General features: G+C 67.4%; 20 protein-coding genes. 18 read left to right on the top strand and 2 right to left on the bottom strand.

What is annotated here, in order from left to right:
* Window positions 1-137: 137 nt before the first annotated feature.
* From ACYVG8_RS02985 to ACYVG8_RS02910, 16 genes are all read left to right on the top strand, one after another.
* The gene (locus ACYVG8_RS02985) at window positions 138-644 is read left to right on the top strand and encodes a sigma-70 family RNA polymerase sigma factor (protein ID WP_051529046.1); all 507 of its coding nucleotides are present in this window, start codon (window positions 138-140) and stop codon (window positions 642-644) included.
* Complete coding sequence (locus tag ACYVG8_RS02980) at window positions 623-1,597, top strand: FecR domain-containing protein (RefSeq protein WP_281660225.1); 975 nt, start codon at window positions 623-625, stop codon at window positions 1,595-1,597. Before ACYVG8_RS02985 ends, ACYVG8_RS02980 begins: the two co-directional genes overlap by 22 nt.
* 141 nt (window positions 1,598-1,738) lie before the next feature.
* Complete coding sequence (locus ACYVG8_RS02975; protein WP_460744998.1) at window positions 1,739-4,237, top strand: TonB-dependent siderophore receptor; 2,499 nt, start codon at window positions 1,739-1,741, stop codon at window positions 4,235-4,237.
* 68 nt (window positions 4,238-4,305) lie between these two features.
* On the top strand, window positions 4,306-4,932 hold the full coding sequence (locus tag ACYVG8_RS02970) for a hypothetical protein (RefSeq protein ID WP_028500289.1): 627 nt from the start codon (window positions 4,306-4,308) through the stop codon (window positions 4,930-4,932).
* A gap of 4 nt (window positions 4,933-4,936) precedes the next feature.
* Window positions 4,937-6,112 carry an efflux RND transporter periplasmic adaptor subunit gene (locus tag ACYVG8_RS02965; RefSeq protein ID WP_460744997.1) on the top strand — a complete coding sequence of 392 codons (1,176 nt, stop codon included), beginning with the start codon at window positions 4,937-4,939 and terminating at the stop codon, window positions 6,110-6,112.
* A complete protein-coding gene (locus ACYVG8_RS02960; protein WP_460744996.1) occupies window positions 6,109-8,058 on the top strand; it encodes a MacB family efflux pump subunit in 1,950 nt (649 codons plus the stop codon). Before ACYVG8_RS02965 ends, ACYVG8_RS02960 begins: the two co-directional genes overlap by 4 nt.
* A gap of 5 nt (window positions 8,059-8,063) precedes the next feature.
* Window positions 8,064-9,446 (top strand): efflux transporter outer membrane subunit, encoded by a 1,383-nt coding sequence (locus ACYVG8_RS02955; RefSeq protein ID WP_460744995.1) that lies wholly within the window; start codon window positions 8,064-8,066, stop codon window positions 9,444-9,446.
* On the top strand, window positions 9,433-9,918 hold the full coding sequence (locus tag ACYVG8_RS02950; protein WP_028500285.1) for a transcriptional repressor: 486 nt from the start codon (window positions 9,433-9,435) through the stop codon (window positions 9,916-9,918). Before ACYVG8_RS02955 ends, ACYVG8_RS02950 begins: the two co-directional genes overlap by 14 nt.
* A gap of 127 nt (window positions 9,919-10,045) precedes the next feature.
* Window positions 10,046-11,236 carry a PepSY-associated TM helix domain-containing protein gene (locus ACYVG8_RS02945; protein WP_460744994.1) on the top strand — a complete coding sequence of 397 codons (1,191 nt, stop codon included), beginning with the start codon at window positions 10,046-10,048 and terminating at the stop codon, window positions 11,234-11,236.
* Window positions 11,233-11,769, top strand: a complete 537-nt coding sequence (locus ACYVG8_RS02940; RefSeq protein WP_028500283.1) for a hypothetical protein — start codon at window positions 11,233-11,235, stop codon at window positions 11,767-11,769. The genes ACYVG8_RS02945 and ACYVG8_RS02940 overlap by 4 nt, the downstream gene beginning before the upstream one ends.
* Before the next feature lie 23 nt (window positions 11,770-11,792).
* Entirely contained in the window at window positions 11,793-12,098 is a 306-nt protein-coding gene (locus tag ACYVG8_RS02935) for a hypothetical protein (RefSeq protein WP_028500282.1), read from the top strand.
* Between the two features lie 2 nt (window positions 12,099-12,100).
* On the top strand, window positions 12,101-12,682 hold the full coding sequence (locus ACYVG8_RS02930; protein ID WP_107889185.1) for a DUF6162 family protein: 582 nt from the start codon (window positions 12,101-12,103) through the stop codon (window positions 12,680-12,682).
* Between the two features lie 29 nt (window positions 12,683-12,711).
* Window positions 12,712-13,656 (top strand): metal ABC transporter solute-binding protein, Zn/Mn family, encoded by a 945-nt coding sequence (locus ACYVG8_RS02925; protein WP_107889187.1) that lies wholly within the window; start codon window positions 12,712-12,714, stop codon window positions 13,654-13,656.
* A complete protein-coding gene (locus ACYVG8_RS02920; RefSeq protein ID WP_028500279.1) occupies window positions 13,653-14,384 on the top strand; it encodes a metal ABC transporter ATP-binding protein in 732 nt (243 codons plus the stop codon). Before ACYVG8_RS02925 ends, ACYVG8_RS02920 begins: the two co-directional genes overlap by 4 nt.
* Window positions 14,381-15,283 (top strand): metal ABC transporter permease, encoded by a 903-nt coding sequence (locus ACYVG8_RS02915; protein ID WP_460744993.1) that lies wholly within the window; start codon window positions 14,381-14,383, stop codon window positions 15,281-15,283. Before ACYVG8_RS02920 ends, ACYVG8_RS02915 begins: the two co-directional genes overlap by 4 nt.
* Window positions 15,280-16,167: a metal ABC transporter solute-binding protein, Zn/Mn family gene (locus tag ACYVG8_RS02910; RefSeq protein WP_460744992.1), complete on the top strand. Its 888-nt coding sequence runs from the start codon at window positions 15,280-15,282 to the stop codon at window positions 16,165-16,167. Before ACYVG8_RS02915 ends, ACYVG8_RS02910 begins: the two co-directional genes overlap by 4 nt.
* Window positions 16,168-16,181: 14 nt before the next feature.
* Here ACYVG8_RS02910 and ACYVG8_RS02905 read toward each other — a convergent pair whose 3' ends face one another.
* Complete coding sequence (locus ACYVG8_RS02905; protein WP_331637420.1) at window positions 16,182-17,765, bottom strand: phosphoethanolamine transferase; 1,584 nt, start codon at window positions 17,763-17,765, stop codon at window positions 16,182-16,184.
* A gap of 239 nt (window positions 17,766-18,004) precedes the next feature.
* Between ACYVG8_RS02905 and ACYVG8_RS02900 the strand changes: the two genes are divergently transcribed.
* Together ACYVG8_RS02900 and ACYVG8_RS02895 are read left to right on the top strand one after the other, a co-directional pair.
* Entirely contained in the window at window positions 18,005-18,739 is a 735-nt protein-coding gene (locus tag ACYVG8_RS02900) for a pseudouridine synthase (RefSeq protein WP_460744991.1), read from the top strand.
* A 59-nt stretch (window positions 18,740-18,798) separates the two neighbouring features.
* Entirely contained in the window at window positions 18,799-20,352 is a 1,554-nt protein-coding gene (locus tag ACYVG8_RS02895; protein ID WP_028500275.1) for a sensor domain-containing diguanylate cyclase, read from the top strand.
* Here ACYVG8_RS02895 and ACYVG8_RS02890 read toward each other — a convergent pair.
* Window positions 20,349-21,473: an SLC13 family permease gene (locus ACYVG8_RS02890; protein ID WP_107889197.1), complete on the bottom strand. Its 1,125-nt coding sequence runs from the start codon at window positions 21,471-21,473 to the stop codon at window positions 20,349-20,351. The two genes, ACYVG8_RS02895 and ACYVG8_RS02890, sit on opposite strands and share 4 nt — an antisense overlap.
* Between the last annotated feature and the right edge of the window lie 333 nt (window positions 21,474-21,806).

The raw sequence follows: 21,806 nt of genomic DNA, 5'->3' as shown, positions 1-21,806 counted from the left end.
TCCTCGCGGCCAGGCAGGTGGGGAAACCGCCGTCGCCGCTGTCCGGAATGGCTGTTATTGCCAACTGGGCAGGAAAGAAATGATAATAGTTATCGTTTGAATTTTCAGCCCTGTCCAGCAGGCGAAAGGTGCATGTCGTGCTTACCGGTGGAGGCTCGCAGTCCGCAATCGTCCAGGACCTGTATCTGGCCCATCAGGGCTGGCTGCAGGGCTGGCTGAGAAAGAAGCTGGGTTGCGCGTTCGAAGCCGCTGACCTGATGCACGACACCTTTATCCGCGTGCTGTCCGGCCAGGATGCCGGACAGATCCGCGAACCGCGCGCCTACCTGACCACGGTGGCGCACGGGCTGATGGTCAACCACCTGCGGCGCAAGGAACTGGAGCGTGCCTACCTGCAGGCACTGGCCCTGCTGCCGGAACCGGAAACCCAGGGGCCGGAAACGCGTGCGCTGGTGCTGGAAACACTGATGGAAATCGATGCGCTGCTCGACGGCCTGCCGCCGAAGGTGCGGCGCGCTTTCCTGCTGTCGCAGCTGGAAGGCTGCACCCATGCCGAAATCGCCGCCGATCTTGGCGTGTCGGTCAGTTCGGTGCGCCAGTATCTGACCCGTGCGGTGCGGCAATGCCTGTCCCTGCTGCTGTAGCGCGGCGGCCGTCGCCGCAGGTGCTGGACCAGGCTGCGGACTGGCTGGTGCGGCTGACCGCCGGCGATGCCACCGATGCCGACCGGGACGCGTGGCAGCGCTGGCTGGCGGCCGACCCGGCGCATGCCCGGGCCTGGGAGGGCATCGAGGCACTGACGCGGAAATTCGGTGCCGTGCCACCGCGCGTCGGTCTGGCGGCGCTCGACCGGCCGCAGTCGCTGGCCCGGCGGCGCGCACTGGAAAAACTCGTGCTGCTGGTGTCGGTCGGCGGGGCCGGCTGGTTTGGCTACCGCCATCTGGCCGCCGATGCCGACGGCACGCTGCTGCATACCGGCAAGGAAGCGCCGCGCGAAGTGTCTCTGGCCGATGGCACACGGGTCGTGCTCGACGCCGGCACCCGGCTGGAGGTCGCTTTCGATGCGACGCAACGGCTGCTGGTTCTTGGCGAGGGGCGGGTACTGGTCGAAACCGCCGCCGACCCGGCCGCCCGGCACCGGCCGTTTGTCGTCGCCACCCGGGACGGCCGGCTGACCGCGCTCGGCACCCGCTTCAGCGTTCGGCAGTGTTCGCAGGGCAGCCGGCTCGCGGTCTATGACGGCGCGGTCGAAATCCGTCCGCGTGACCCTGCTGCTGGCGTGCAGGTGCTGCAGGCCGGACAGCGCACCCGTTTTGATGCGGGCAGCATCGCCCCGGCGCGACCAGTCGATGAACAGATGGCGGCCTGGGCCAGCGGCATGCTGTTTGCCGACCGGATGCCGCTGGACGCGTTTGTCGAGCAGCTGGCGCGCTACCGGCATGGCTGGCTGCGCTGTGATCCGGCGGTGGCCGGCCTGCGGATTTCCGGCGCCTTTCCGCTCGATGACACCGACCGGGTGCTGGCCGCGCTGGCGGATGCCCTGCCGGTCCGCATCGATTCGCTCACCCGTTACTGGGTCACGGTCGGCCCGCGCTGAGGCGGCGAAAAAAAATATTGCGCCGGACCTGTCACTTTTCGTTTTTCGATTGGCATGGAAAGTAAGAGCTGATGACTGGCGCCGTCGCCACGCGACCGGGCCGGCCTTCTTCCACCTGCTTCCCTGAATCGGAGAATCCGCATGACCACTGGTCGCCCGCACGCCACCCGAATGGCGGCGACTGCCCCTTGCCGCAAGCCTGATCCGCTGGCGCTGGCCGTGACCGCCGCGCTGCTCGGCCTGTCGCTGACGTCGTTGTCGCTGCCGGCGCTGGCCGCCGAGCCGGCCGCCGCCACTGCCGGCAAGAACCACCACATCGCCGCCGGGCCGCTGGGACGGGTGCTGTCGGGCTTTGCCGCCAGCGCCGGGGTGCTGCTGTCGTTCGACCCGGCAGTGACGGCGGGCAAGACCAGTCCCGGCCTCGACGGCCGCTATACGCCGCAGCAGGGCTTTGCCCGGCTGCTGGCCGGTACCGGCCTGGAAGCCGTGGCGAACGGCAGCGGCGGTTATGTGCTGAAAACCGCACCGAAACCGGCGGGCGAGGCTGCCGGCTCGCTGGCCGGCGTGCAGACGCTGGCTGCGGTCGACGTCAATGCGCGCGGGCTTGGCGCCCGCACCGATGGCACCGGTTCCTATACCACCGGCTCGACCAGCACCGCGACCAAGTTGCCGCTGTCGCTACGCGAGACGCCGCAGTCGGTCAGCGTGATTACCCGCCAGCAGATGGACGATCGTGGCCTGACCCAGATCGATGAAGTGCTGAAGGCGACCGTCGGCATCACCGTCACCCAGGCCGGTGCGGCCGGTACCGACAGCAATGCGCTGTACTCGCGCGGTTTCGCCATCGAGAACTACCAGATCGACGGCATTCCGCAATACAGCAACAGCACCCAGGACGTGAACGACATGGCGCTGTACGACCGGGTCGAGGTCGTGCGCGGCGCCACCGGGCTGATGAACGGCGTCGGCAGCCCGTCAGCGACCGTCAACCTGGTGCGCAAGCGGCCAAAACGCGAGTTCGAGGCCTCGGTATCGGCCACGGTCGGCTCGTGGGATTTCTACCGTACCGATGTCGACCTGTCGGTGCCGATCACCGAGGGCGGCAATGTGCGCACGCGGCTGGTTGCTGCGCTGCAGGACAATGACTCGTGGGTCGACCGGCTGAAGGAAAGAAAGGCCGTCTTCTCTGCCATCGTCGAGGCGGACCTGACGCCGGACACCACGCTGGCGGCCGGCTTCGATGTCCAGCACCACGACTCGAACAATATGGGTCGTGCCGGCGCGCCGCTGTTCTTCAGCGACGGCAGCAAGACCAATTTTTCCCGCTCGTTCAACTCCGGCGCCGACTGGGCGTATTACAACCACCACAAAAGCTCGTTCTTCGGCTCGCTCGAACACCGCTTCGACAATGACTGGCTGGCCAAGCTGGTGCTGACCCAGTCGCGCGACCATTACGATGCCGTGCTCGGCTATGCCGGTGGCGGCTACCCGGACCGGCAGACCGGTGCCGGCGTCAGCCTGTGGGCCGGTCGCTGGAACCAGACCCCGGTGCAGAACGCGCTGGACTTCTATGCGTCCGGTCCGTTCTCGCTGTTCGGTCGCAAGCATGACCTGGTGGTCGGCTTCAATATGTTGCGCACCAGCAGCGATGACCCGACCTATCCGCTGTGGCGCTTCCCGGGCTGGGACTCGTCGGTGCCGGATATCTACAAGTGGGATGGCAGCAACCCGGCCAAGCCGGATATTGCCCAGAGCGGCAACTATCACTTCAGCGAGCGCCAGTCCGGCGCCTACATGACGGCGCGCTTCCGCCCGACCGACGCGCTGTCGGTGATTGTCGGCAGCCGGGTCAGCAACTGGTCGCAGGACACCTACAACCATTACTACGACGGCAGCAGCGATTCGGGCAAGCGCGGCAAGCATGGCGTGGTCACCCCGTATCTGGGCGTGGTCTACGACCTGAACGACAACTGGTCGGTCTACACCAGCTACACCAATATCTTCAAGCCGCAGGACAGCAAGGACAGCAGTGGCCAGTACCTCGATCCGCTCGAGGGCAACAGCTATGAGGCCGGGATCAAGGGGGCGTTCTACGACGGCCGGCTGAACGCCAGCCTGGCGGTGTTCAAGGTCGATCAGGACAACCTGGCGGTCGAGGATGTCGGACATCTGACGCCGGATGGCAATACGGCCTACAAGGCAGCCAAGGGCACGAAGAGCCGTGGCTTCGAAGTCGAAGTGTCCGGCGAAGTGCTGACCGGCTGGCAGGTCGCCGGCGGCTTTACCCATCGCACCTCGGAAGACGCGCAGGGCAAGCCGGTCAATACCGTCGCCCCGGAAGACCTGTTCAAACTGTCGACCGCCTACACGCTGCCCGGCGCCTGGAATCCGCTGACCATCGGCGGCGCGCTGGTGTGGCAGAGCAGCATCTACAGCGACAGGGTCGGCCCGCACGGCGAGCGCTTCACCCAGCCCGACTACGCCGTGCTCGACCTGATGGCGCGCTACCGCTTCTCGCGCCAGCTGAGCGCATCGCTGAACCTGAACAACGTATTCGACAAGAAGTACTACTCCACCTCGTCCAGCAGTTTCTACGGCGCGCCGTTCAATGTGATGGCGTCGGTCAAATACACCTTCTGACTGTCGTTGATAGCGGCGGGACCGGCACGCTGCCGTTCCCGCCGCCGCATTTTGCAAGGAAATTCCCGATGCGTATTGCCTGCCAGGCACTGATTGCCGTAACCCTTGCCGCCGGCCTGTCGTTGCCGGCGCAGGCCGCCTATCTGTGGGCGGCGCGTACCGATGATGGCGCCGTTTCGCTGCGACTGGGCGAGCTGTCGTCCCCCCGGGCGGACGACGATGCCGGCACGCTGCTCGCGCCGCGCGCCTTCCTCGCCGACGGCAAGGCCCTGCCGCTGAGCCGTGCCGGCAGCGGTTTCGCCGTGGAGGCCGGGGCGTCCGGCGACGTGCGCGCCGAGGCGCGCCAGCTGGATGGCCAGGGCGGCCTGACGATCTACCACGCCAGGGCCGGCCGCAGCGAAACCCGTGCCGTCAGCGATCTGGAACTGGTGCCGACCCGGCCGGACGGCAATACCTTCCGCCTGTTCTGGAAGGGCAAGCCGGTGGCGGCCGACCGGGTCAATGTGCAGACCTCGGCACAGTGGAACCGCTCATTGCAGGCGGCGAAGGATGGCAGCGTCACGCTGGATACGCCGTTCCCCGGTCGCTACCTGCTGGAAGTCTCGGTCAGGGTGAACGGCGCGGTGACGGTCGATGGCAAGCGCTACGAAGCGGTGCGGCATACCGCCACCACCTCGTTCGAGGTCGGGAAGTAGATCGATGGCGAGATGGGCAACACCCGGGCGGCGCCGTGCGCTGCTGTGTGTCCTCGGCCTGCTGCTGGCCAGTGCGGCTGCCTGGGCGGCATTCGGTCGCGCCGCACCGCGCTGGGACACCGTGCAGCTGGCGCGGGGGGATGTCGAGGACAATGTGACCGCGCTGGGCACCCTGCAGCCGCGCCGGTATGTGGATGTCGGCGCGCAGGTGTCCGGGCAGATCCGCCGTATCGCGGTGCAGCCGGGCGACCGGGTCGGACAGGGCGCCGCGCTGGTCGATATCGACCCGAGCGTGCAGCAGGCCGAAGTCGATGCCGGCCGTGCCGCACTGGCCAGCCTGCGTGCGCAACTGGCCGACCAGCAGGCGCAGTTCGATCTGGCCGCGCAGCAGCATGCGCGCCAGCAGCAACTCGCTGCCGGTGATGCCACCCGCGACGAGGACCGGCAGATCGCGCATGCGGCCTGGCGCTCGGCGCGGGCGCGGCTTGACCAGTTGCGCGCGCAGATCGACCAGACCCAGTCGACGCTGAAGGGCAATGAGGTGCGGCTCGGCTATACCCGCATCTTCGCTCCGATGGCCGGCACCGTGGTGTCGCTGGAAGCGCGTGAAGGGCAGACGCTGAATGCGACCTACCAGACCCCGAACCTGCTGCGCATCGCCGATCTCGGCACGATGACGGTGTGGACCGAGGTGTCCGAGGCCGATGTACACCGGGTCAAGCCGGGCATGGCGGTGTATTTCACCACCCTCGGCATCGACGGCCGGCGCTGGCAGGGTACGGTGCGTCAGCTGTTGCCGGCACCGCCGGCCACGGCGGCGCAGAACGGCACGGCACCGGTCACGGCCGGCAGCAAGGTGGTGTCGTATACCGTGCTGTTCGACGTCGACAACCGCGACGGAGACCTGATGCCGCAGATGACGGCGCAGGTGTTTTTCGTTGCCGGCCGTGCGCGTAATGTCGTGCTGGCGCCGGTGGCAGCGCTGGAAGCCGTGGCCGGCAAGCCCGGTGTCTGGCGTGCCCGGGTGCTGGATGCGGACGACCGGGTGGTCGTGCGCGAAGTGCAGCTGGGGGTGCGTGACCGCTTCCGGGCCGAGGTTCGTTCCGGGCTGCAGGCCGGAGAGCGGCTGATCACCGGCGAGCGCGCCACGCCGGCCGGACCGCCGAGGTTCAGCCTGTGAGCACGCCGCTGATCGAACTCGACGCGATCCGCAAGGCCTATGGCGGCGGCGATGCACCGGAAGTGGAAGTGCTGCATGGCGTGTCGCTGACCATTCATGCCGGCGAGTTCGTTGCCATTGTCGGCAGCTCCGGTTCCGGCAAATCGACGCTGATGCACCTGCTTGGCTGCCTGGACCGGCCGACATCGGGACAGTACCGCTTCTGCGGCGTCGATGTGGCCGGGCTGGATGCCGACGAACTGGCCTGGCTGCGCCGCGAGGCATTCGGCTTCGTATTCCAGGGCTATCACCTGATCGCGACCGAAAGCGCGCGCGAGAATGTCGAAGTGCCGGCGATCTACGCCGGCATGCCGGCTGCCGAACGCGCGGCGCGGGCGACGGCGCTGCTGTCGCGACTCGGGCTGTCCGCCCGCCATGACTACCGGCCGAACCAGTTGTCCGGTGGCCAGCAGCAGCGGGTGTCGATTGCGCGGGCGCTGATGAACGGCGGCCGCATCATTCTGGCTGACGAACCGACCGGTGCCCTCGACAGCCAGAGCGGCATCGAGGTCATGGCGCTGCTCGACGAGCTGGCTGCGGCCGGCCATACCCTGATCCTGATTACTCACGACCGGGCGGTGGCGGCGCGCGCGCGCCGGGTGATCGAGGTCCGCGATGGCCGGGTGGTTGCCGATTCCGGCCCGGATGCCAGCCGGGCTGACGGCAGCGACAGTGGCTGGCTCGAACAGATGGCCGACGGCAGCCGCACCCGGGCGGCCACGCTGGCCGGCGACATGCGCGAAGCCTGCCGGGCGGCATGGCGGGTGATGTGGATCAACCGTTTCCGCACCGCACTGACCCTGCTCGGCATCGTGATCGGCGTGGCGTCGGTCATTGTCATGCTGGCGGTCGGCCAGGGCTCGAAACAGCGCGTGCTCGAACAGCTCTCGGCATTCGGCGCCAACAATATCTATCTCGGCCCGAATGGCGACAGCGCGCGCCAGAACGGCGGCCGGGTCACGCTGGAAGATGCGGCCGCCATCCGTGCCGTGCCGAATGTGGCGCTGGTGATGCCGTACCTCGAAGGGCAGGTGGTGATCCGCTACGGCAATCTCGACTACCGCGCCGAGGGCGGCGGCGTCAGCAGCGAGTTTCCGCAGGCGCTGAACTGGAAAACGGCGCGCGGCATGTTTTTCTCGGCCGAGGACGAACGGACCATGGCCAAGGTGGTGGTGATCGGCGAACGGGTGCGCGATGCGCTGTTCAAGGACGATGACCCGCTCGGGCGCCGGGTGCTGCTGGACAAGGTGCCGTTCCAGGTCATCGGCGTGCTGGCGTCCAAGGGCGCGCAGTCCGGCGACAGCGACGAGGACAACCGGGTGGTGCTGCCGTTTTCGACCGCCAGCAGCCGGCTGTACGGCAATCCGTATCCGTCGTGGCTGACCATCGGTCTGGCCGACGGCGCGAAGCTGCAGGAAACCGAGGCGGCCATCGACACCCTGATGCTGGAGCGGCATCGCCAGCGCGATTTCCGCATGTTCAATGCCGCGTCGCGCATCGCGGCACAGGCGGCGACCAGTGACACGCTGTCGCTGCTGCTGGCGCTGATCGCTGCGGTGTCGCTGCTGGTCGGCGGCATCGGCGTGATGAACATCATGCTGATGACGGTGCGCGAGCGGACGCGCGAGATCGGCATCCGCATGGCGACCGGCGCGCGTCAGCGCGACATCCTGCGCCAGTTCCTGACCGAGGCGGTGCTGGTCTCGCTGGTCGGCGGACTGGCCGGGGTGCTGATCGGGCTGCTGGTCGGTAGCGTGCTGGTGCTGTTCGGCCTGCCGCTGATTTTCTCCGTCACCGCCATGGTCGGCGCCTTTGCCTGCGCGCTGCTGACCGGGCTGGTGTTCGGCTATATGCCCGCGCGGCAGGCGGCCCGGCTCGATCCTGTCGTCGCGCTGGCGGGGGAGTGAACACCATGATGATGGCAATCCGCCGTTTTTTTCTGCTGTCGCCGCTGTGTCTGCTGGCCGCCTGCGCGCTGCCGGTGACGAACACCGACGCCGGCCTGCCGATACCGGCGCACTGGAGGCAAGCCGCTGATGGCGAGACGGATGGCATCGATGCCGACTGGTGGCGCGGCTTTGGCAGCGCCGAACTGGACCGGCTGGTGGGGGACGCCCGGCGCGACAGTCACGATATCGCCGCTGCCGTGGCACGGCTGGCGCAGGCCAGCGCCCGGGCCAGGATGGCCGGTGCTGCGCTGGCGCCGGAACTCTCGCTGACGGCCGGCGCCTCGCGTACCGGCCGCCTCGGCGGGCAGGCTGACGAGGGCAGGGCATTCAACGCCGGGCTGTCGGCCAGTTACGAACTGGATTTCTGGGGTGGCAATCGTGCTGCCCGCGCCAGCGCGCTGGCCGGTGTGCAGGCGTCGCGTTTCGATCGCGATACGGTGCGGCTGACGGTCAGCGCCAGCGTGGCATCGGCCTATCTGCAGACGCTGGCGCTGCGCGAGCGGGCAGCGATCGCCCGCGCCGACCTGGCACGGGCCGAGCGGGTGCTGGCCACCGTGCGCGTGCGCGCCGGGACCGGTGCCGAGACGCCGCTGGCGCTGGCGCAGCAGCGCGGGCTGGTGGCCAGCGCGCAGCAGCAGGTCGATGCCCTGGCGCAGCAGGCGCGCGATGCGCTGATTCTGCTGGCCAGCCTGGGCGGGCACCTGCCGGCCGGTTTCGATATCGAGGGTGAACGGCTGTCGGCGCTGGGCTGGCCGACGCTGGACGCCGGTCCGCCCTCGGCACTGCTGACCCGGCGTCCGGATCTGGCCCGCGCCGAAGCGCGACTGGCGGCGGCCGATGCCGACATCACCGTGGCGCGGGCCGCCATGCTGCCGGCGGTGCGGCTGACGGCCGGCATCGGCTCGAACAGCGACCGGGCCGGCCGCTGGCTGGACAACCCGGTCTACAGCCTGGCCGGGGCGTTGACCGCGCCGATCTTCAATGCCGGCCGGCTGGCGGCGCAGCGCGATCAGGCCGACGCGCGCCGGGCCGAACTGCTGGCCGATTATCGCCAGGCCATCGTCGCCGCTTTCCGCGATACCGAACAGGCGCTGAACACGATTGACGGACTGGAGCGTCAGTTGCGCTCGGCCGATGAGGCGCACGAGCAGGCTCAACGTGCGCTGACCCTGGCCGAGCGACGCTATCGGGCCGGCGCAGACACGCTGCTGACCGTACTGGATACGCAACGCACGCTGTTCGCCGCCGAGGACGAGCGGCTGACGCTGCGCCTGCGGCGCCAGCAGGCGGCAGTGGAACTGTTCAAGGCCCTCGGTGGCGGCTGGAGGCGCGATGACACCCTTTGATGCCCTGGTGGCCGCCGGGCTGCGAGCCAGCGTATTTCGCCTGCGGGTGCTGGAGGTGTTCGCCCGCGAGCCGGCGCGCTACTTCGCTGTCGAGCAGATTGCCGCCGAACTGGTTGCCCATCAGGCGCGCCAGGTATCGCTGAGCACCCTGTATCGCCAGGTCAACGCGCTGCATCGCGGCGGGGTGCTGCTGGCCTGCCGGCTGGTGTCCGGCACCACGGTGTTCCGCTGGCTCGACGGCGCGCCGCCGGCCATGCGGCTGGTCTGCCGCCGTTGCGGCCGGATCGAAGAAACCGATGACCCGGCGCTGCACCGCTGCCTGACACGGCTGGTGGCCGGTATTGGCTGGCGGCGGTCGCTGTTGCCGCTGGACTGCCATGGTGTCTGCGCGTGTTGCCGGCCGCTGTTGCAAGGCGGACGCCGGCGCACGGCGAAAGTGCCTGTTCCGGATGGAGAAAATTCTTGCCGATAAAGAAAAATGATTCTCGTTATTGTTTGCTTCTGCTAGCCTTGCAGCCGCCGACGCAGAGCCCGGGCTGCTGCGTCCTCGTCCCGCCGACCTGCACCGCCGCGGGGGTGTCATGAAAAAAAAGAGCGACATGGTCCAAGTCCAAAAGAAATCGAATGCCAGGCTGTGGTTCCTGTTCCACAGCTGGCTGGCGCTGCCCATCTGGGCTTTCCTGTTCTTTGTCTGTCTGACCGGCACCATCGCCACGGTCAGCCAGGAAATCATCTGGGTCGCCAATCCGGATACGCGGGCGCGGCAGCCGGACGGTGATCCGCCGCTGCTCGGCTACGACGCGGTGCTGGCCGCCGTCAATCGCAACCGCCCGGATGCAGTGGTGCAGTCGATCGCGCGGCCGGTGAAGTCGCAGTTTGCGCTGACTGTGCGGGTGACCAATCCGGATGCGACCAGCGAAACGCTGTACGTGAACCCGTATACCGGCGACATCCAGGGCTCGACCTCGGGCTTCGATTTCCGCCAGTTCATCCGTGCCATCCACGGCTGGCTGCTGATGCCGTTCAACGGCAGCTACAACCTCGGCTGGTATGCGGTGTCGGCGCTGGCGATTCCGCTGCTGGGCTCGCTGATTACCGGGCTGGTGGTCTACAAGCGTTTCTGGCGCGGCTTTCTCAAGCCCCGGCTGCGCTTCGACAAGGGCTCGCGCGTGTTCTGGGGCGACTTCCACCGTCTGGCCGGCATCTGGTCGATCCCGTTTATTGCCATCATTGCCGTCACCGGCCTGTGGTTCCTGATCCAGGCCGCGCTGGCCGATAACCACGTGTCGTTCTCGACGGCCGGCATACCGGTGGTGGTGGCGCGCGAGGATGTGCCGCCGAGCCTGGACGGCCGCGCGCCGCAACGGCTGTCGCTCGACCAGGCCGCACAGATTGCCAGCAGGACCTTCCCCGACCTGACGCCGACCTTCGTCAGCCTGCCGGCCAATGCCTACGACCCCATCAGCGTCGGCGGTCGCGGCAACTATCCGCTGCTGTTCGAGGAGCTGAGCATCAACCCGTACAACGGTCGGGTCGAGTGGTCGCGCCGCGTGTCCGACCGCTCCGGGCTGGAGCTGGTCACCGAATCGATGCGCCCGCTGCATACCGGTGACTTCGCCGGGCTGTGGCTGAAGCTGGTGTATTTCTTCTTCGGCCTGCTGCTGACCATGATGGTGTTCAGCGGCCTGCTGATCTGGACCAAACGCACGGCGCAGGCGACTGCCGCCGTGATCAGGCGGCCCCGGCCGGCGGCATCGCCGGTTGCCGTGGCAGAAAGGAGCGCGCCATGAGCCGCAAGCCGCAACCCGCCTCGCGTGCCGGCCGTCTGTGGTTCCGCTGGCGTTTCCATCTCAGCGCGCTGCTGATCCTGATTCCGCTCGGCTATCTGCCGCAGTACTTCCACACCCTGGGGCTGATGAGTGGCGACAAGGGCCTGGGCGAGCGCGAGCTGGCCGAAAAGCAGGTCGGACCGTGGACGGTGCGGCTGGCCGAGTGGCAGGCACGCGAACCGATCCGCGATGGCGAGGCCGGTTACATCAAGACCTTCACGCTGGCGCCGTGCGCCGGCTGCGGAGCCGGGATCAAGGCCGCCTATCTGCGTGTCGGCAAGCCGCGCAATCTGCGCACCGCCGGCGGGCTGTTCTCCGGTACGCCGTACCGGCAGATGGCCAATATCCCCATTCCCGAACGCAGTCGCGCCGATGCGGCGATCTGGCTGACGGTCGAGGGCTGGGACGGGGCGGTGCATCAGACCAGCTGGCCGCTGGCAGAGGCCTCGCCGGCGACGATGGCATGGCTGAAAAAACAGGGAGCAGGACAATGAAGGCAAATCGGTATGTAAAAGCAATGTCGGCCCTGCTGGCACTGGCCGGCCTGATGGCGGTCAGCCAGCACGCCAGCGCGCACAACCCGTTGTGCCAGTGTCGAAATATTGCCGCTGGCCAGGTCAGTTGCAAGGGCGGGTTTTCCGATGGCAGCGGCGCGCCCGGCGTGACGCTGGACGTGGTCGGCTACAACGAGAAAACCCTGGTCAAGGGCAAGCTCGGCGCCAATTCGACACTGGTATTCAAGCGCCCGGCCGGCGAGTTCTACGTGGTGTTCGATGCCGGCCCCGGCCATGTGGTCGAAGTCGATCACACGGATATCAAATAGCGATGGCGACCCGGATTGTGGTGCGCCCGGCCGGTGCCGGGCATGAAACCCTGTGGGTGGCGCTGTGGGCCGCGCTGATTCTCGCCGTGGCGGCGACCGTGGTCGTGCTGCGCACGGACCGCGCCGGCGAGCAGGCGCTGCCCGCCCACCAGATCGATGCCCGGCGCGACCTGACCGCGGCCGAGCAGGGGGTGTACGCCGACCTGCTGATTGCCGCTGACGAGATCCCGCTGCTCGATCACGGCCGGCCGGCGGTCACGGCGCTGGCCGATGCCGGCCTGCCGCCGTTCGCCACCGATGTCAGCAGCGCGAAGCGTGGCGGCCATGTGTGGTCGCGATTGCAGGACGGCACCCGGCTGGCCTTTGCCGGTGTCAGCGCCGATGCCGGGGTCGCCGGCTCGATGCTGCTGCGTATCGCGGCTGCCGATGACGGCCACGGTCATGCCGCTGCCGCCGATGTATGGCTGCGCCGCAGCCTGAAGGCGCTGCCGGCACGGCTTGATGATGCCAGCCTGGCCGAGGCCGGCTGGCTGCAGGTCGTTGCCCGCTTCGATGCGGGCGTCACGCGTCAGTCGCAGGACTGACAAGCCCATCCCGAACTGAAGAATCTGCCATGTCACCCGTATTCTCTTTGCCGTCCCTGACTTTTCGCCCTGTCTGGCGCGCCGTGCTGGCCTGCGTCGCGCTGGCCTGCCTGCTGGCACAACCGGTCTGGGCGCAGGACAAGCGCCTGCGCATCGGCGTGACCCTGCATCCGTACTACAGCTATGTAGCGAATATCGTCGGCGACAAGGCCGACGTGGTGCCGATCATCCCGGCCGGCTTCAACCCGCATGCATACGAGCCGCGCGCCGACGACATCAAGCGCGTCGGCACCCTCGACGTCATGGTGGTCAATGGCGTCGGCCATGACGATTTTGCCGAGCGCATGATCGCCGCCAGCGAAAAACCGAAACTGCCGGTGATCGAGGCCAATGCCCAGGTGCCGCTGCTGGCCGCGACCGGCATGGCCGCACGCGGTTCCGGCAAGGTGGTCAATCCGCACACCTTCCTGTCGATTACCGCGTCGATTGCCCAGGTCAACACCATTGCCCGCGAGCTCGGCAAGTACGATCCGGCCAATGCCGCCGTCTATGTCGCCAATGCCCGCCGTTATGCGCAGAAGCTGCGCAAGCTGCGCGCCGATGCGATGGCCAAGCTGGCCCGGGCACCGGGCGCCGATTTCAAGGTCGCCACCATCCATGGTGCCTACGATTACCTGCTGCGCGAGTTCGGCCTCGAAGTGACCGCCGTGGTCGAGCCGGCGCACGGCATCGAGCCGAGTCCCAGCCAGTTGAAGGGCACTATCGACCAGTTGAAGCGGCTGCATGTGAAGGTGATCTTCTCCGAACTGAACTTCCCGTCCGCCTACGTCGACACCATCCGGCGTGAAACCGGCGTACGCCTCTACGCGCTGTCGCATATCTCGTACGGCGCCTACAGCGCTGCCAAGTACGAGCAGGAAATGGCCAAGAACCTGGCCACCGTGGTGCAGGCGATCCAGGAGTCCGGCCAGTGAGCGGCCCGGCCCTGTGCTTCGAGCAGGTCGGCCTGACGCTGGGCCGCACTGACATCCTGTGCGAGGTGTCGCTGCGGGTGGCCGCCGGCAGTGTCCACGCGCTGGTCGGTCCGAACGGTGGCGGCAAGAGCTCGCTGGTCAAGACCCTGCTCGGCCAGACGCCGCATCGCGGCACGCTGACGCTGGAGTGGCCCGGTGAGCAGGCCGGCGTCATTGCCTATGTGCCGCAGGCGCTGGAGTTCGATCGCGCACTGCCGATGACGGTCGACGATTTCATGGCCGCGATGTGTCAGCGCCGGCCGGTGTTCTTCGGTCTGTCGCCGCACCGGGCCGATGCCATTGCCGAGGCGCTGGGGCGGGTCGGCCTGCTCGACAAGCGCCGCCGGCGCATGGGCGCGCTGTCCGGCGGCGAACGTCAGCGCGTGCTGCTGGCGCAAAGCCTGATTCCGGCGCCGGGGCTGGTGGTGCTCGATGAGCCGATGTCGGCGCTGGACGAAGCCGGCGCGGCCATCTTTGAGCGCCTGCTGGCCGGCTGGCGCGAGGCCGGCGTGACCGTGCTGTGGATCGAGCACGATCTGTCGGCGGTTGGCCGGCTGGCCGACCATGTGACCGGCCTGAACCGGCGCGTGCTGTTCGACGGCCCGCCGGCGCCGACGCTGACGCCAGAGCGGCTGATGGCGCTGTTCTCGACCCGGCCGGCGGCGGCCGGGCTGGAGGTTGCCGCATGACCCTGTTCGAAAGTTTCCGCCTCGCCGTGCAGGGCTGGGCCGCCAGCGGCTGGCTGCCGGCCTCGCTCGGCTACGGCTTCGTCATCAATGCGGTGCTGGCCGGGCTGGTGATCGGGCCGGTGCTCGGCGGGCTCGGCACGCTGGTGGTGGTCAAGCGCTTCGCGTTCTTCTCCGAAGCGGTTGGCCATGCGGCGCTGACCGGCGTGGCGATCGGCATCCTGCTCGGCGAGCCGTACACCGGTCCGTATGGCGGGCTGTTCGGCTACTGCCTGCTGTTCGGCGTCGGCCTGAACTATCTGCGCAACCGCACCGGCCTGTCGCCGGACACGCTGATCAGCGTGTTCCTGTCGGTGTCGCTGGCACTTGGCGCCAGCCTGCTGCTGATCCTGTCCGGCCGCATCAACGTCCACATCCTGGAAAACGTGCTGTTCGGCTCGGTGCTGACGGTCAATGGCCAGGATCTGCTGGTGCTGGCCGTGGTGGCGGCGCTGGTACTGGGGCTGACGCTGCCGAACTACAACCGCCTGATGCTGGCCAGCTTCAATCCGCAACTGGCCGGTGTGCGCGGCGTGCCGGTCAAGGCGCTCGACTACCTGTTCGTGGTGACGGTCACCCTGGTCACCGTGGCGGCAGTCAAGGTCATCGGTGCGATCCTGGTCGGTGCGCTGCTGATCATTCCCGCCGCTGCCGCTCGCTTGCTGAGCCAGTCGCTGAAGGGCTTTTTCGGTCTGTCGGTGCTGCTGGCGACGATCAGTACCCTGGTCGGTATCCTGGTGCCGATCGAACTGGAACTGCCGGTGCCGTCGGGCGCCGCGATCATTCTCACGGCCGGTCTGCTGTTCGCACTGGCGGCCATCGCCCGTGGCGTGCTGCCGGGCCTGAAAGGAAATGCCGGATGAACAAACTGACTCTGACCTTGCTGGCCGGCCTGCTGGCCGGTGCCATGAATGCCGCGCTGGCCGGCCCGGTCGTGCTGGCCGCGCACCCGCTGACCCAGGCTCTGACGGCGACACTGACCGCCGACACCGGTATCGAGGCCCGCCGCGTGGCGCCGGCATCGATCCCGCCGACCCGCCTGCTGTCGTACTTCTCCGGCCGGGGCGCTCCCGCGCTGCAGCAGGCGGCGACCGGGGCCGATGCGGTGGTCGCCCTGCGGTCGATCTGGCCGGAAGATCCGCTGTACCCGCTGGCGCGGCGCAGCAATATCCGCATCGTCGAGATTGACGCCGCCCGCCCGGTCGACGGCGCCTTGCCCGGCATTGCGCTGCAGGGCGGTCCCCAGGCTGCGGCACTGGGGGCCTACCCGTGGCTGGATGCGATCAATCTCGGCCGCATGGCCGATATCGTGGCAGCCGACCTGGGTCGGCTGTCGCCGGACGACCGGGCGAAAATCGAGAGCAATCTGGCTGCTTTCCGCCGTCAGCTGGTGACGCTGGCGGCCGGTACCGAGGCGCAACTGGCCGCGGTCAGCAATGTGTCGGTGCTGAGCCTGTCCGACCGGCTCGATTATCTGATATCCGGTTTCAACCTCGATCTGGTCGGGACCGAGCTGAAGGAGGAGGAGGCGTGGACGACGCAGGCGCTGGGTGCGCTGAGCCAGCGACTGAAGTCGCAGTCGGTGGCACTGGTGGTGCATCACCAGCAGCCATCCGAAGAGCTGGCCCGTGCCATTGCCGCCGGCGGCGCCCGGCTGGTGGTGCTGGATACCACTGGCGCCGATCCGCTGGGCGAACTGGAGCGCAATGCTACCCGGCTGACCCGCGCCCTTGGTGCCCGCCGGTAAGGGGCCGCGCACGCTCAGTCCGGCCGCTCGCGCAGACGGGCATAAGGCATGCTGTCCCGGCTGGCGGTCACGACATGGACATTGTCGTCACGCCGGTAGCAGCGGGCCAGCGGGGAGCGGCAGCTGGTCCGGCCGGTGTCGACGCCGAGCCAGTCCTGGATCAGCTCGAAATTGTCGGCGGTCGAATACGGTCCGGTAACCCGTCCGCTGCGGCGGCTGGTGGCCGAGACCTGCCGGCTGTACCAGATGAACTGCGGGACATCGAAAGCCTGCCGGCTGGGCAGGCCGCCACCGTGGACATAGACCGGATGCCGCTGCGGCTGCCGTTCCAGCCCGTGGTCGGAGAAATACAGCAGCGACGCTTTTTGCCGGTCGAGCAGCGGGAAGATCTGCCCGAGCAGGGCATCGGTGTAGCGGATCGAGTTGTCGTAGCAGTCGTCCGCCGGCTCGCCGCCGGTGAATACCGTGGCGTGGGGCGGGAAGCGGGCGCAGGCCGGCGGGTGGCTGCCGTTCAGGTGCAGCACGATCAGTTTTCTGCCGGGCGTGGCGAGCGCCTCGCGCAATGGCACCAGCAATGCACCGTCATGGTCGCCATGGATCCAGCGCTGCTGTCCGGCGCTCAGCGCGATGCCGCTGATGCTGCTGGCCCACAGGCCAAAGGCTTCCTGTTTTGAATACCAGAAGGTGCGAAACCCGGCCTGGTTGGCGATATGGATCACATTGTCGGCATACAGCAGTGGATCGTGGCGTGCCGGGTGGCTGGCACTGAGCGCCAGCGGCACGGCCAGATTGGTCAGCGGCGCGCCGGCGATGGCCTGGTCGAACACCAGCATGGCATCCTGCCGCCGCCGGGCGTGCGGGGTGGTATCCCGCGGGTAGCCGTACAGGCTGTGATGGCTTTTCCGGGCCGATTCGCCGATGACCAGTACATAGGTATCGATGCCGCTGTCGGTGACGGTCAGCCTGTGCCGGACCGGGTGGCGGGCGATGCGGTCGAACAGCGGCTGGTCATGCAGGGCAGCGGCGAAATGGCTGCCGTTGAACAGGGCGCTCTTGCGCAGCAAGTGAACGCTCGGGACCTTCCGGTCCGCCGGCGGATCGTCCATGCATGCCGCTTTCAGCCAGCTGTAGCCGGCATAGGTGACCAGCAGCGCTGTCGCCACGACCAGTGGCCGGCGCCCGCTGTGGCGGGACAGGGTGATGGCCGGCAGCAGAAACAGGGCGCAGCCGGCCGGCAGCGCCAGCAGATACGGCCAGTACAGCGTCAGCATCCCGAACGCTTCGCGCGGGTGGGTCAGGATGATGCTCATCGCCAGTCCGTCGTTGAACGGGTGGCGGTAGCTGACATGGGCAAACAGCGACAGGGTCAGGTTGGTGGCCAGCAGCAGGCAGACGGTGACGGCAAGCGGCCGGAGCCAGCGCGTTCGCCAGCACAGTGCGGTCGTGCACAGCAGGAGCAGCCCGGAGAGCCAGACCTTGCTGATCCGGTCGCTGCTGTCGTGGTGGAGCAGGGGGAACAGGGCCGGCAGTGAGGAGGCCAGGACGATGGCCGTCCAGCCGGGCAGGGACGGGCGCCGCCTGTCCGTTGGCCTATGCATGGAACGGGCGGCGCGAAATGCCGCTACTTGCTGCCGTTCCTGGAATTTCATGAAGTATGTGGTTTTGTTTTATCATTGAATATCATGAAGTTATGGTTGTTTTTCCATGATATCCATCATGCCGCTTCTGGCTAAACCGGCGTTAAGGGGCCGTCGGGGAAATACGACACCCGCTACAGACCCGGGCGGTGAAAACCGGGATAATCGCGCTCCCGCCGCCCGACCTTGAAGACCGCACCATGACCGATACCCTCCGCCTGTCCAAACGCATGACCGAACTGGGCCTGTGCTCGCGCCGCGAGGCCGACGAGTTCATCGAGATGGGGCTGGTCCGGGTCGATGGCGAGGTGGTCGACGTGCTGGGCAGCCGGGTTCGCCCCGACCAGCAGATCGAGCTGACCCGGCAGGCAATGGCGATGCAGGCCGACCGGGTGACCATCCTGCTGAACAAGCCGGTCGGCTATGCGGCCGGTCTGTCGGAGAACGGCGAGTGGCCGGCCTGGATGCTGATCAAGCCGGAAACCCGTTCTGCCAGCGACCGCTCCGGCTACGCCTTCCTGAAGAAACACCTGAACCAGCTGGCGCCGGCCGGCAAACTGGATGTGGATTCGTCCGGCCTGCTGGTGCTGACCCAGGACGGGCGCATTGCCCGCAAGCTGATTGCCGATGCCGCCGATTTCGAGCAGGAATACCTGGTCGGTCTGGACGGCGAGGTGTCCGAGGCGGCACTGGCACGGCTGGCGGCCGGGGTGACGGTGGACGATGAACTGCTGAAGCTGGCCAGGGTCAGCCGCCAGAGCGACCGGCAACTGCGCGTGCTGCTGCGCGACAGCCACAAGCGGCAGATCCGGCGCATGGCCGATGCGGTCGGCCTGAGGGTGACCGAGGTCCGCCGCATCCGCGTCGGCCGCATTGCGCTGGGCGACCTGGCGCAGGGGCAATGGCGCTATCTGCGGCCGGAAGAGCGGTTCTGATCTGGCGGCAGTACCGGCAAACCGCGCCACCGGCACCGTCATTACGTAATAATGACGTCATGATAAAAATAAACCTCCGCCGCCTGATCCTGCTGCTGACTGTCAGCACGGCCCTGCTGACGCTGACCTATACCTTCTACGCCAGCTACCGTACCCAGCGCAGCCTGCTGATGGAACAGGCGATGGAAACCAACCGTGCCTACGCGATCAAGCTGGCCAGCAGCACCGACCATTTTCTGGCCGATGCGCAGCGGCAACTGGCCTACAGCGCCAGGCTGCTGACGCCGCTGATGGACCAGCCGGCGCAACTGGTGGCCGAGGCCGACCGTCTGCAGCAGCAGAACGGCAGCTTCAATTCGGTCTTTATCATCCGTGCCGACGGCACGGCGCTGGCGGCCGCGCCGCGCCGGCCCGCGCTGACCGGCGTGATCATCGACAGCCCGGGGATCCGCGCCGCGCTGAAGCGGCGCCAGCCAATGATTTCCGAACCGTATATCGGGGCATCCGGTTACCTGCTGATCTTTATTTCCCAGCCGGTCTACACGGCGGACGGCCAATATCTGGGCTATGTCGGCGGCGCGATCTATCTGCAGGAAAAGAACGTCCTGCATTCGCTGCTGGGAGAGAACTATTACCGTGACGGTTCCTACCTGTATGTGGTCGACCAGCAGCGGCGGCTGATCTATCACCGGGACCCGAAACGGGTCGGGCAGGTCGTGGCCGACAATCCGGCCATCGAGGCGGTCATTGCCGGCCAGACCGGCAATCTGCAACTGGTCAACTCGCAGGGAACCGACATGCTGACCGGATATGCGCCGCTGCGCCGCACCGGCTGGGGCATCGTCGCCCAGCGGCCGACGGCCGCGACGCTGCAGGGACTGGATGGCCTGATGCTGGATGTCCTGCGCCACACCTTCCCGTTCTTTCTGCTGTCGGTACTGGGCGCCTGGTGGATGTCGCGGGTGATTGCGCAGCCACTGTCGCGGCTGGCCAATACCGCCCAGGACTGGGATTCACCCCATGCGCCGGAACAGATCCGTCGGGTGCGTTCATGGTATGTCGAGGCCGAGCAGCTGAAGCGGGCGATGCTGGCCGGCCTGGCGAAGATCCATCAGAAACTCGGGCGGCTCAATCAGGAGAACATTACCGATACCCTGACCGGGCTGGTCAACCGGCGCGGGATGCAGGCGGCGCTGGCGCAATGGCAGGCCGAGGCGCGGCCGTTTGCCGTCATCGCCCTGGATGTCGATCACTTCAAGCAGGTCAATGACCAGTTCGGCCACGATACCGGCGACCGGGTGCTGCAATACCTGGCACGGCAGATGCGCAATGGCTCGCGAAGCAACGATTTGCTGTGCCGGCTCGGTGGCGAGGAATTCTGCATGCTGCTGCCCGACTGCAGCCAGGAAACGGCGATCGGGGTTGCCGAGCGCTTGCGCACGCGGATTGCCGCAACCGACAGCCCGACCGGAACGCCGATCACCCTGTCGGCCGGCGTGTCCCACTGGCCGGCGGGCGGGGCTGCCGTGGAAACGGTGCTGAAGCAGGCCGACAAGGCGCTGTACAAGGCCAAGCACAATGGCCGCAACCGGGTCGAGGCGGCGCTGTCCTAGAGCAGCACGGCGACCGAGGCGGCGCAGACCAGCAGGAAGGGAAGGCTGATGCAGTGGAAGTCGCGCAAGCCGTGCGGCACCCGGGCCAGACGCAGCGCGATCAGATTGGCGAGCGAGCCCAGCACGCAGCCGAAGCCGCCGACATTCACCCCGATGGCCAGCGCGGTCAGGTCAGTGACATGCCGGTCCAGCAGCAGGGTGGCAGGGACATTGCTGATCAGCTGCGAGGTGGCGATGGCGGCCAGATACGCGCGCCAGCCGTCGGCGATCGACCACTGACGAAGTACCGTGGTAATGGCAGGAAGGTCGGCGATCTGCCGCAGGTCGACGAACATCAGCACGAACACCGCCAGCAGCCCCCAGTCGATGCCGCGCAGCACGCGCGGATGAGCAAACAGGTAGACGCCGAAGACCACCGCCAGCCCCGCCGGCAGCCAGTTCCGGTCGAGCGCGATGACAAAGCCGATGAACAGCAGCACCGACAGACCAAGCAGGCGCGGCGCGACCGGTGCGGTGCTGACCGCCGGTTTGAGGGTGATGGGCGTGCGCGGCAGCAGCAGCCAGCAGGCGACAAATACCCAGAACAGCATGATCGCGGCGGCCGGCGCCATCATGCCGATAAAGCCGAAGAAACTCTCGCCGGAACGGTGCCACAGATACAGGTTTTGCGGATTGCCGATCGGGGTCAGCGCCGAACCGGCATTGACTGCCAGCGCTTCGAGCACCACCAGTCGCGTCAGCGGCAGATGGGCCTGCGCCGCCAGCACCCGGGTCATCGGCACCAGCAGGAACAGGCTGACGTCGTTGGTGACCAGCGCGGACAGCAGGGCCGCCCCCCCGGTGAGCAGCAGACCCAGCGTGCGCAGATTCGTGATGCGCGACAGCAGACGCTGGCCGACTGTCTGCAGGATGCCGCTGCGCTCGACGCCCTGGGTGATCGCCAGCAGTCCGGCCAGGGCGCCGATGGTGCGCCAGTCGACCAGCCCGATCCAGTCCATGGGCGCGCGCGGCTGCAGGATGGCAAGCACGACGGCCACGCCGGCCAGGCTCCACAGCAGACCATTGCCGCCGCTGGCGCTGGCCGGGGACGGAAGAGACGTGCCGGCGGAGGGTGGGCTCATGGGGTGACCGGATGGAGAGGGAGGCGGCGGATTCTAGCAAGCTTGTCGCCTGCGGGCGACGGGTGCTGCGTGAACGGGGTTTCATTCTGCATTTATTGTGTATTGCAGCATTTTTTGTGGGAATTTGCCGTGAATGTTTAATAACCCTACTGATAGTGCGTGAATGGCATGCTGATTTACAAATGCAATGGCGTCCGCATTGTGGGGCCGTGAAACACTGGGTACTATGTATTGACTCGAATCAACTGGCTCTCTTCGGCGATAGCCAGACGCCCTTGCCCTGGTCCATCTACCGCTCCACGACATCTCCGTCTGACGAAACGCCTTTACCCA

The sequence above is a fragment of the Microvirgula curvata genome (assembly GCF_054781615.1).
The sequence above is the reverse complement of the archived record's forward strand: the minus strand, read 5'-3'. Positions and strand labels throughout refer to the sequence as shown.

Coding starts and splice junctions, on each gene's coding strand:
- ACYVG8_RS02905 (WP_331637420.1), bottom strand. CDS start 17,765: ATGCATAGGCCAACGGACAGGCGGCGCCCGTCCCTGCCCGGCTGGACG.
- ACYVG8_RS02945 (WP_460744994.1), top strand. CDS start 10,046: ATGGTCCAAGTCCAAAAGAAATCGAATGCCAGGCTGTGGTTCCTGTTC.
- ACYVG8_RS02965 (WP_460744997.1), top strand. CDS start 4,937: ATGGCGAGATGGGCAACACCCGGGCGGCGCCGTGCGCTGCTGTGTGTC.
- ACYVG8_RS02940 (WP_028500283.1), top strand. CDS start 11,233: ATGAGCCGCAAGCCGCAACCCGCCTCGCGTGCCGGCCGTCTGTGGTTC.
- ACYVG8_RS02910 (WP_460744992.1), top strand. CDS start 15,280: ATGAACAAACTGACTCTGACCTTGCTGGCCGGCCTGCTGGCCGGTGCC.
- ACYVG8_RS02930 (WP_107889185.1), top strand. CDS start 12,101: ATGGCGACCCGGATTGTGGTGCGCCCGGCCGGTGCCGGGCATGAAACC.
- ACYVG8_RS02980 (WP_281660225.1), top strand. CDS start 623: ATGCCTGTCCCTGCTGCTGTAGCGCGGCGGCCGTCGCCGCAGGTGCTG.
- ACYVG8_RS02900 (WP_460744991.1), top strand. CDS start 18,005: ATGACCGATACCCTCCGCCTGTCCAAACGCATGACCGAACTGGGCCTG.
- ACYVG8_RS02895 (WP_028500275.1), top strand. CDS start 18,799: ATGATAAAAATAAACCTCCGCCGCCTGATCCTGCTGCTGACTGTCAGC.
- ACYVG8_RS02915 (WP_460744993.1), top strand. CDS start 14,381: ATGACCCTGTTCGAAAGTTTCCGCCTCGCCGTGCAGGGCTGGGCCGCC.
- ACYVG8_RS02975 (WP_460744998.1), top strand. CDS start 1,739: ATGACCACTGGTCGCCCGCACGCCACCCGAATGGCGGCGACTGCCCCT.
- ACYVG8_RS02890 (WP_107889197.1), bottom strand. CDS start 21,473: ATGAGCCCACCCTCCGCCGGCACGTCTCTTCCGTCCCCGGCCAGCGCC.
- ACYVG8_RS02970 (WP_028500289.1), top strand. CDS start 4,306: ATGCGTATTGCCTGCCAGGCACTGATTGCCGTAACCCTTGCCGCCGGC.
- ACYVG8_RS02955 (WP_460744995.1), top strand. CDS start 8,064: ATGATGATGGCAATCCGCCGTTTTTTTCTGCTGTCGCCGCTGTGTCTG.
- ACYVG8_RS02925 (WP_107889187.1), top strand. CDS start 12,712: ATGTCACCCGTATTCTCTTTGCCGTCCCTGACTTTTCGCCCTGTCTGG.
- ACYVG8_RS02950 (WP_028500285.1), top strand. CDS start 9,433: ATGACACCCTTTGATGCCCTGGTGGCCGCCGGGCTGCGAGCCAGCGTA.
- ACYVG8_RS02935 (WP_028500282.1), top strand. CDS start 11,793: ATGTCGGCCCTGCTGGCACTGGCCGGCCTGATGGCGGTCAGCCAGCAC.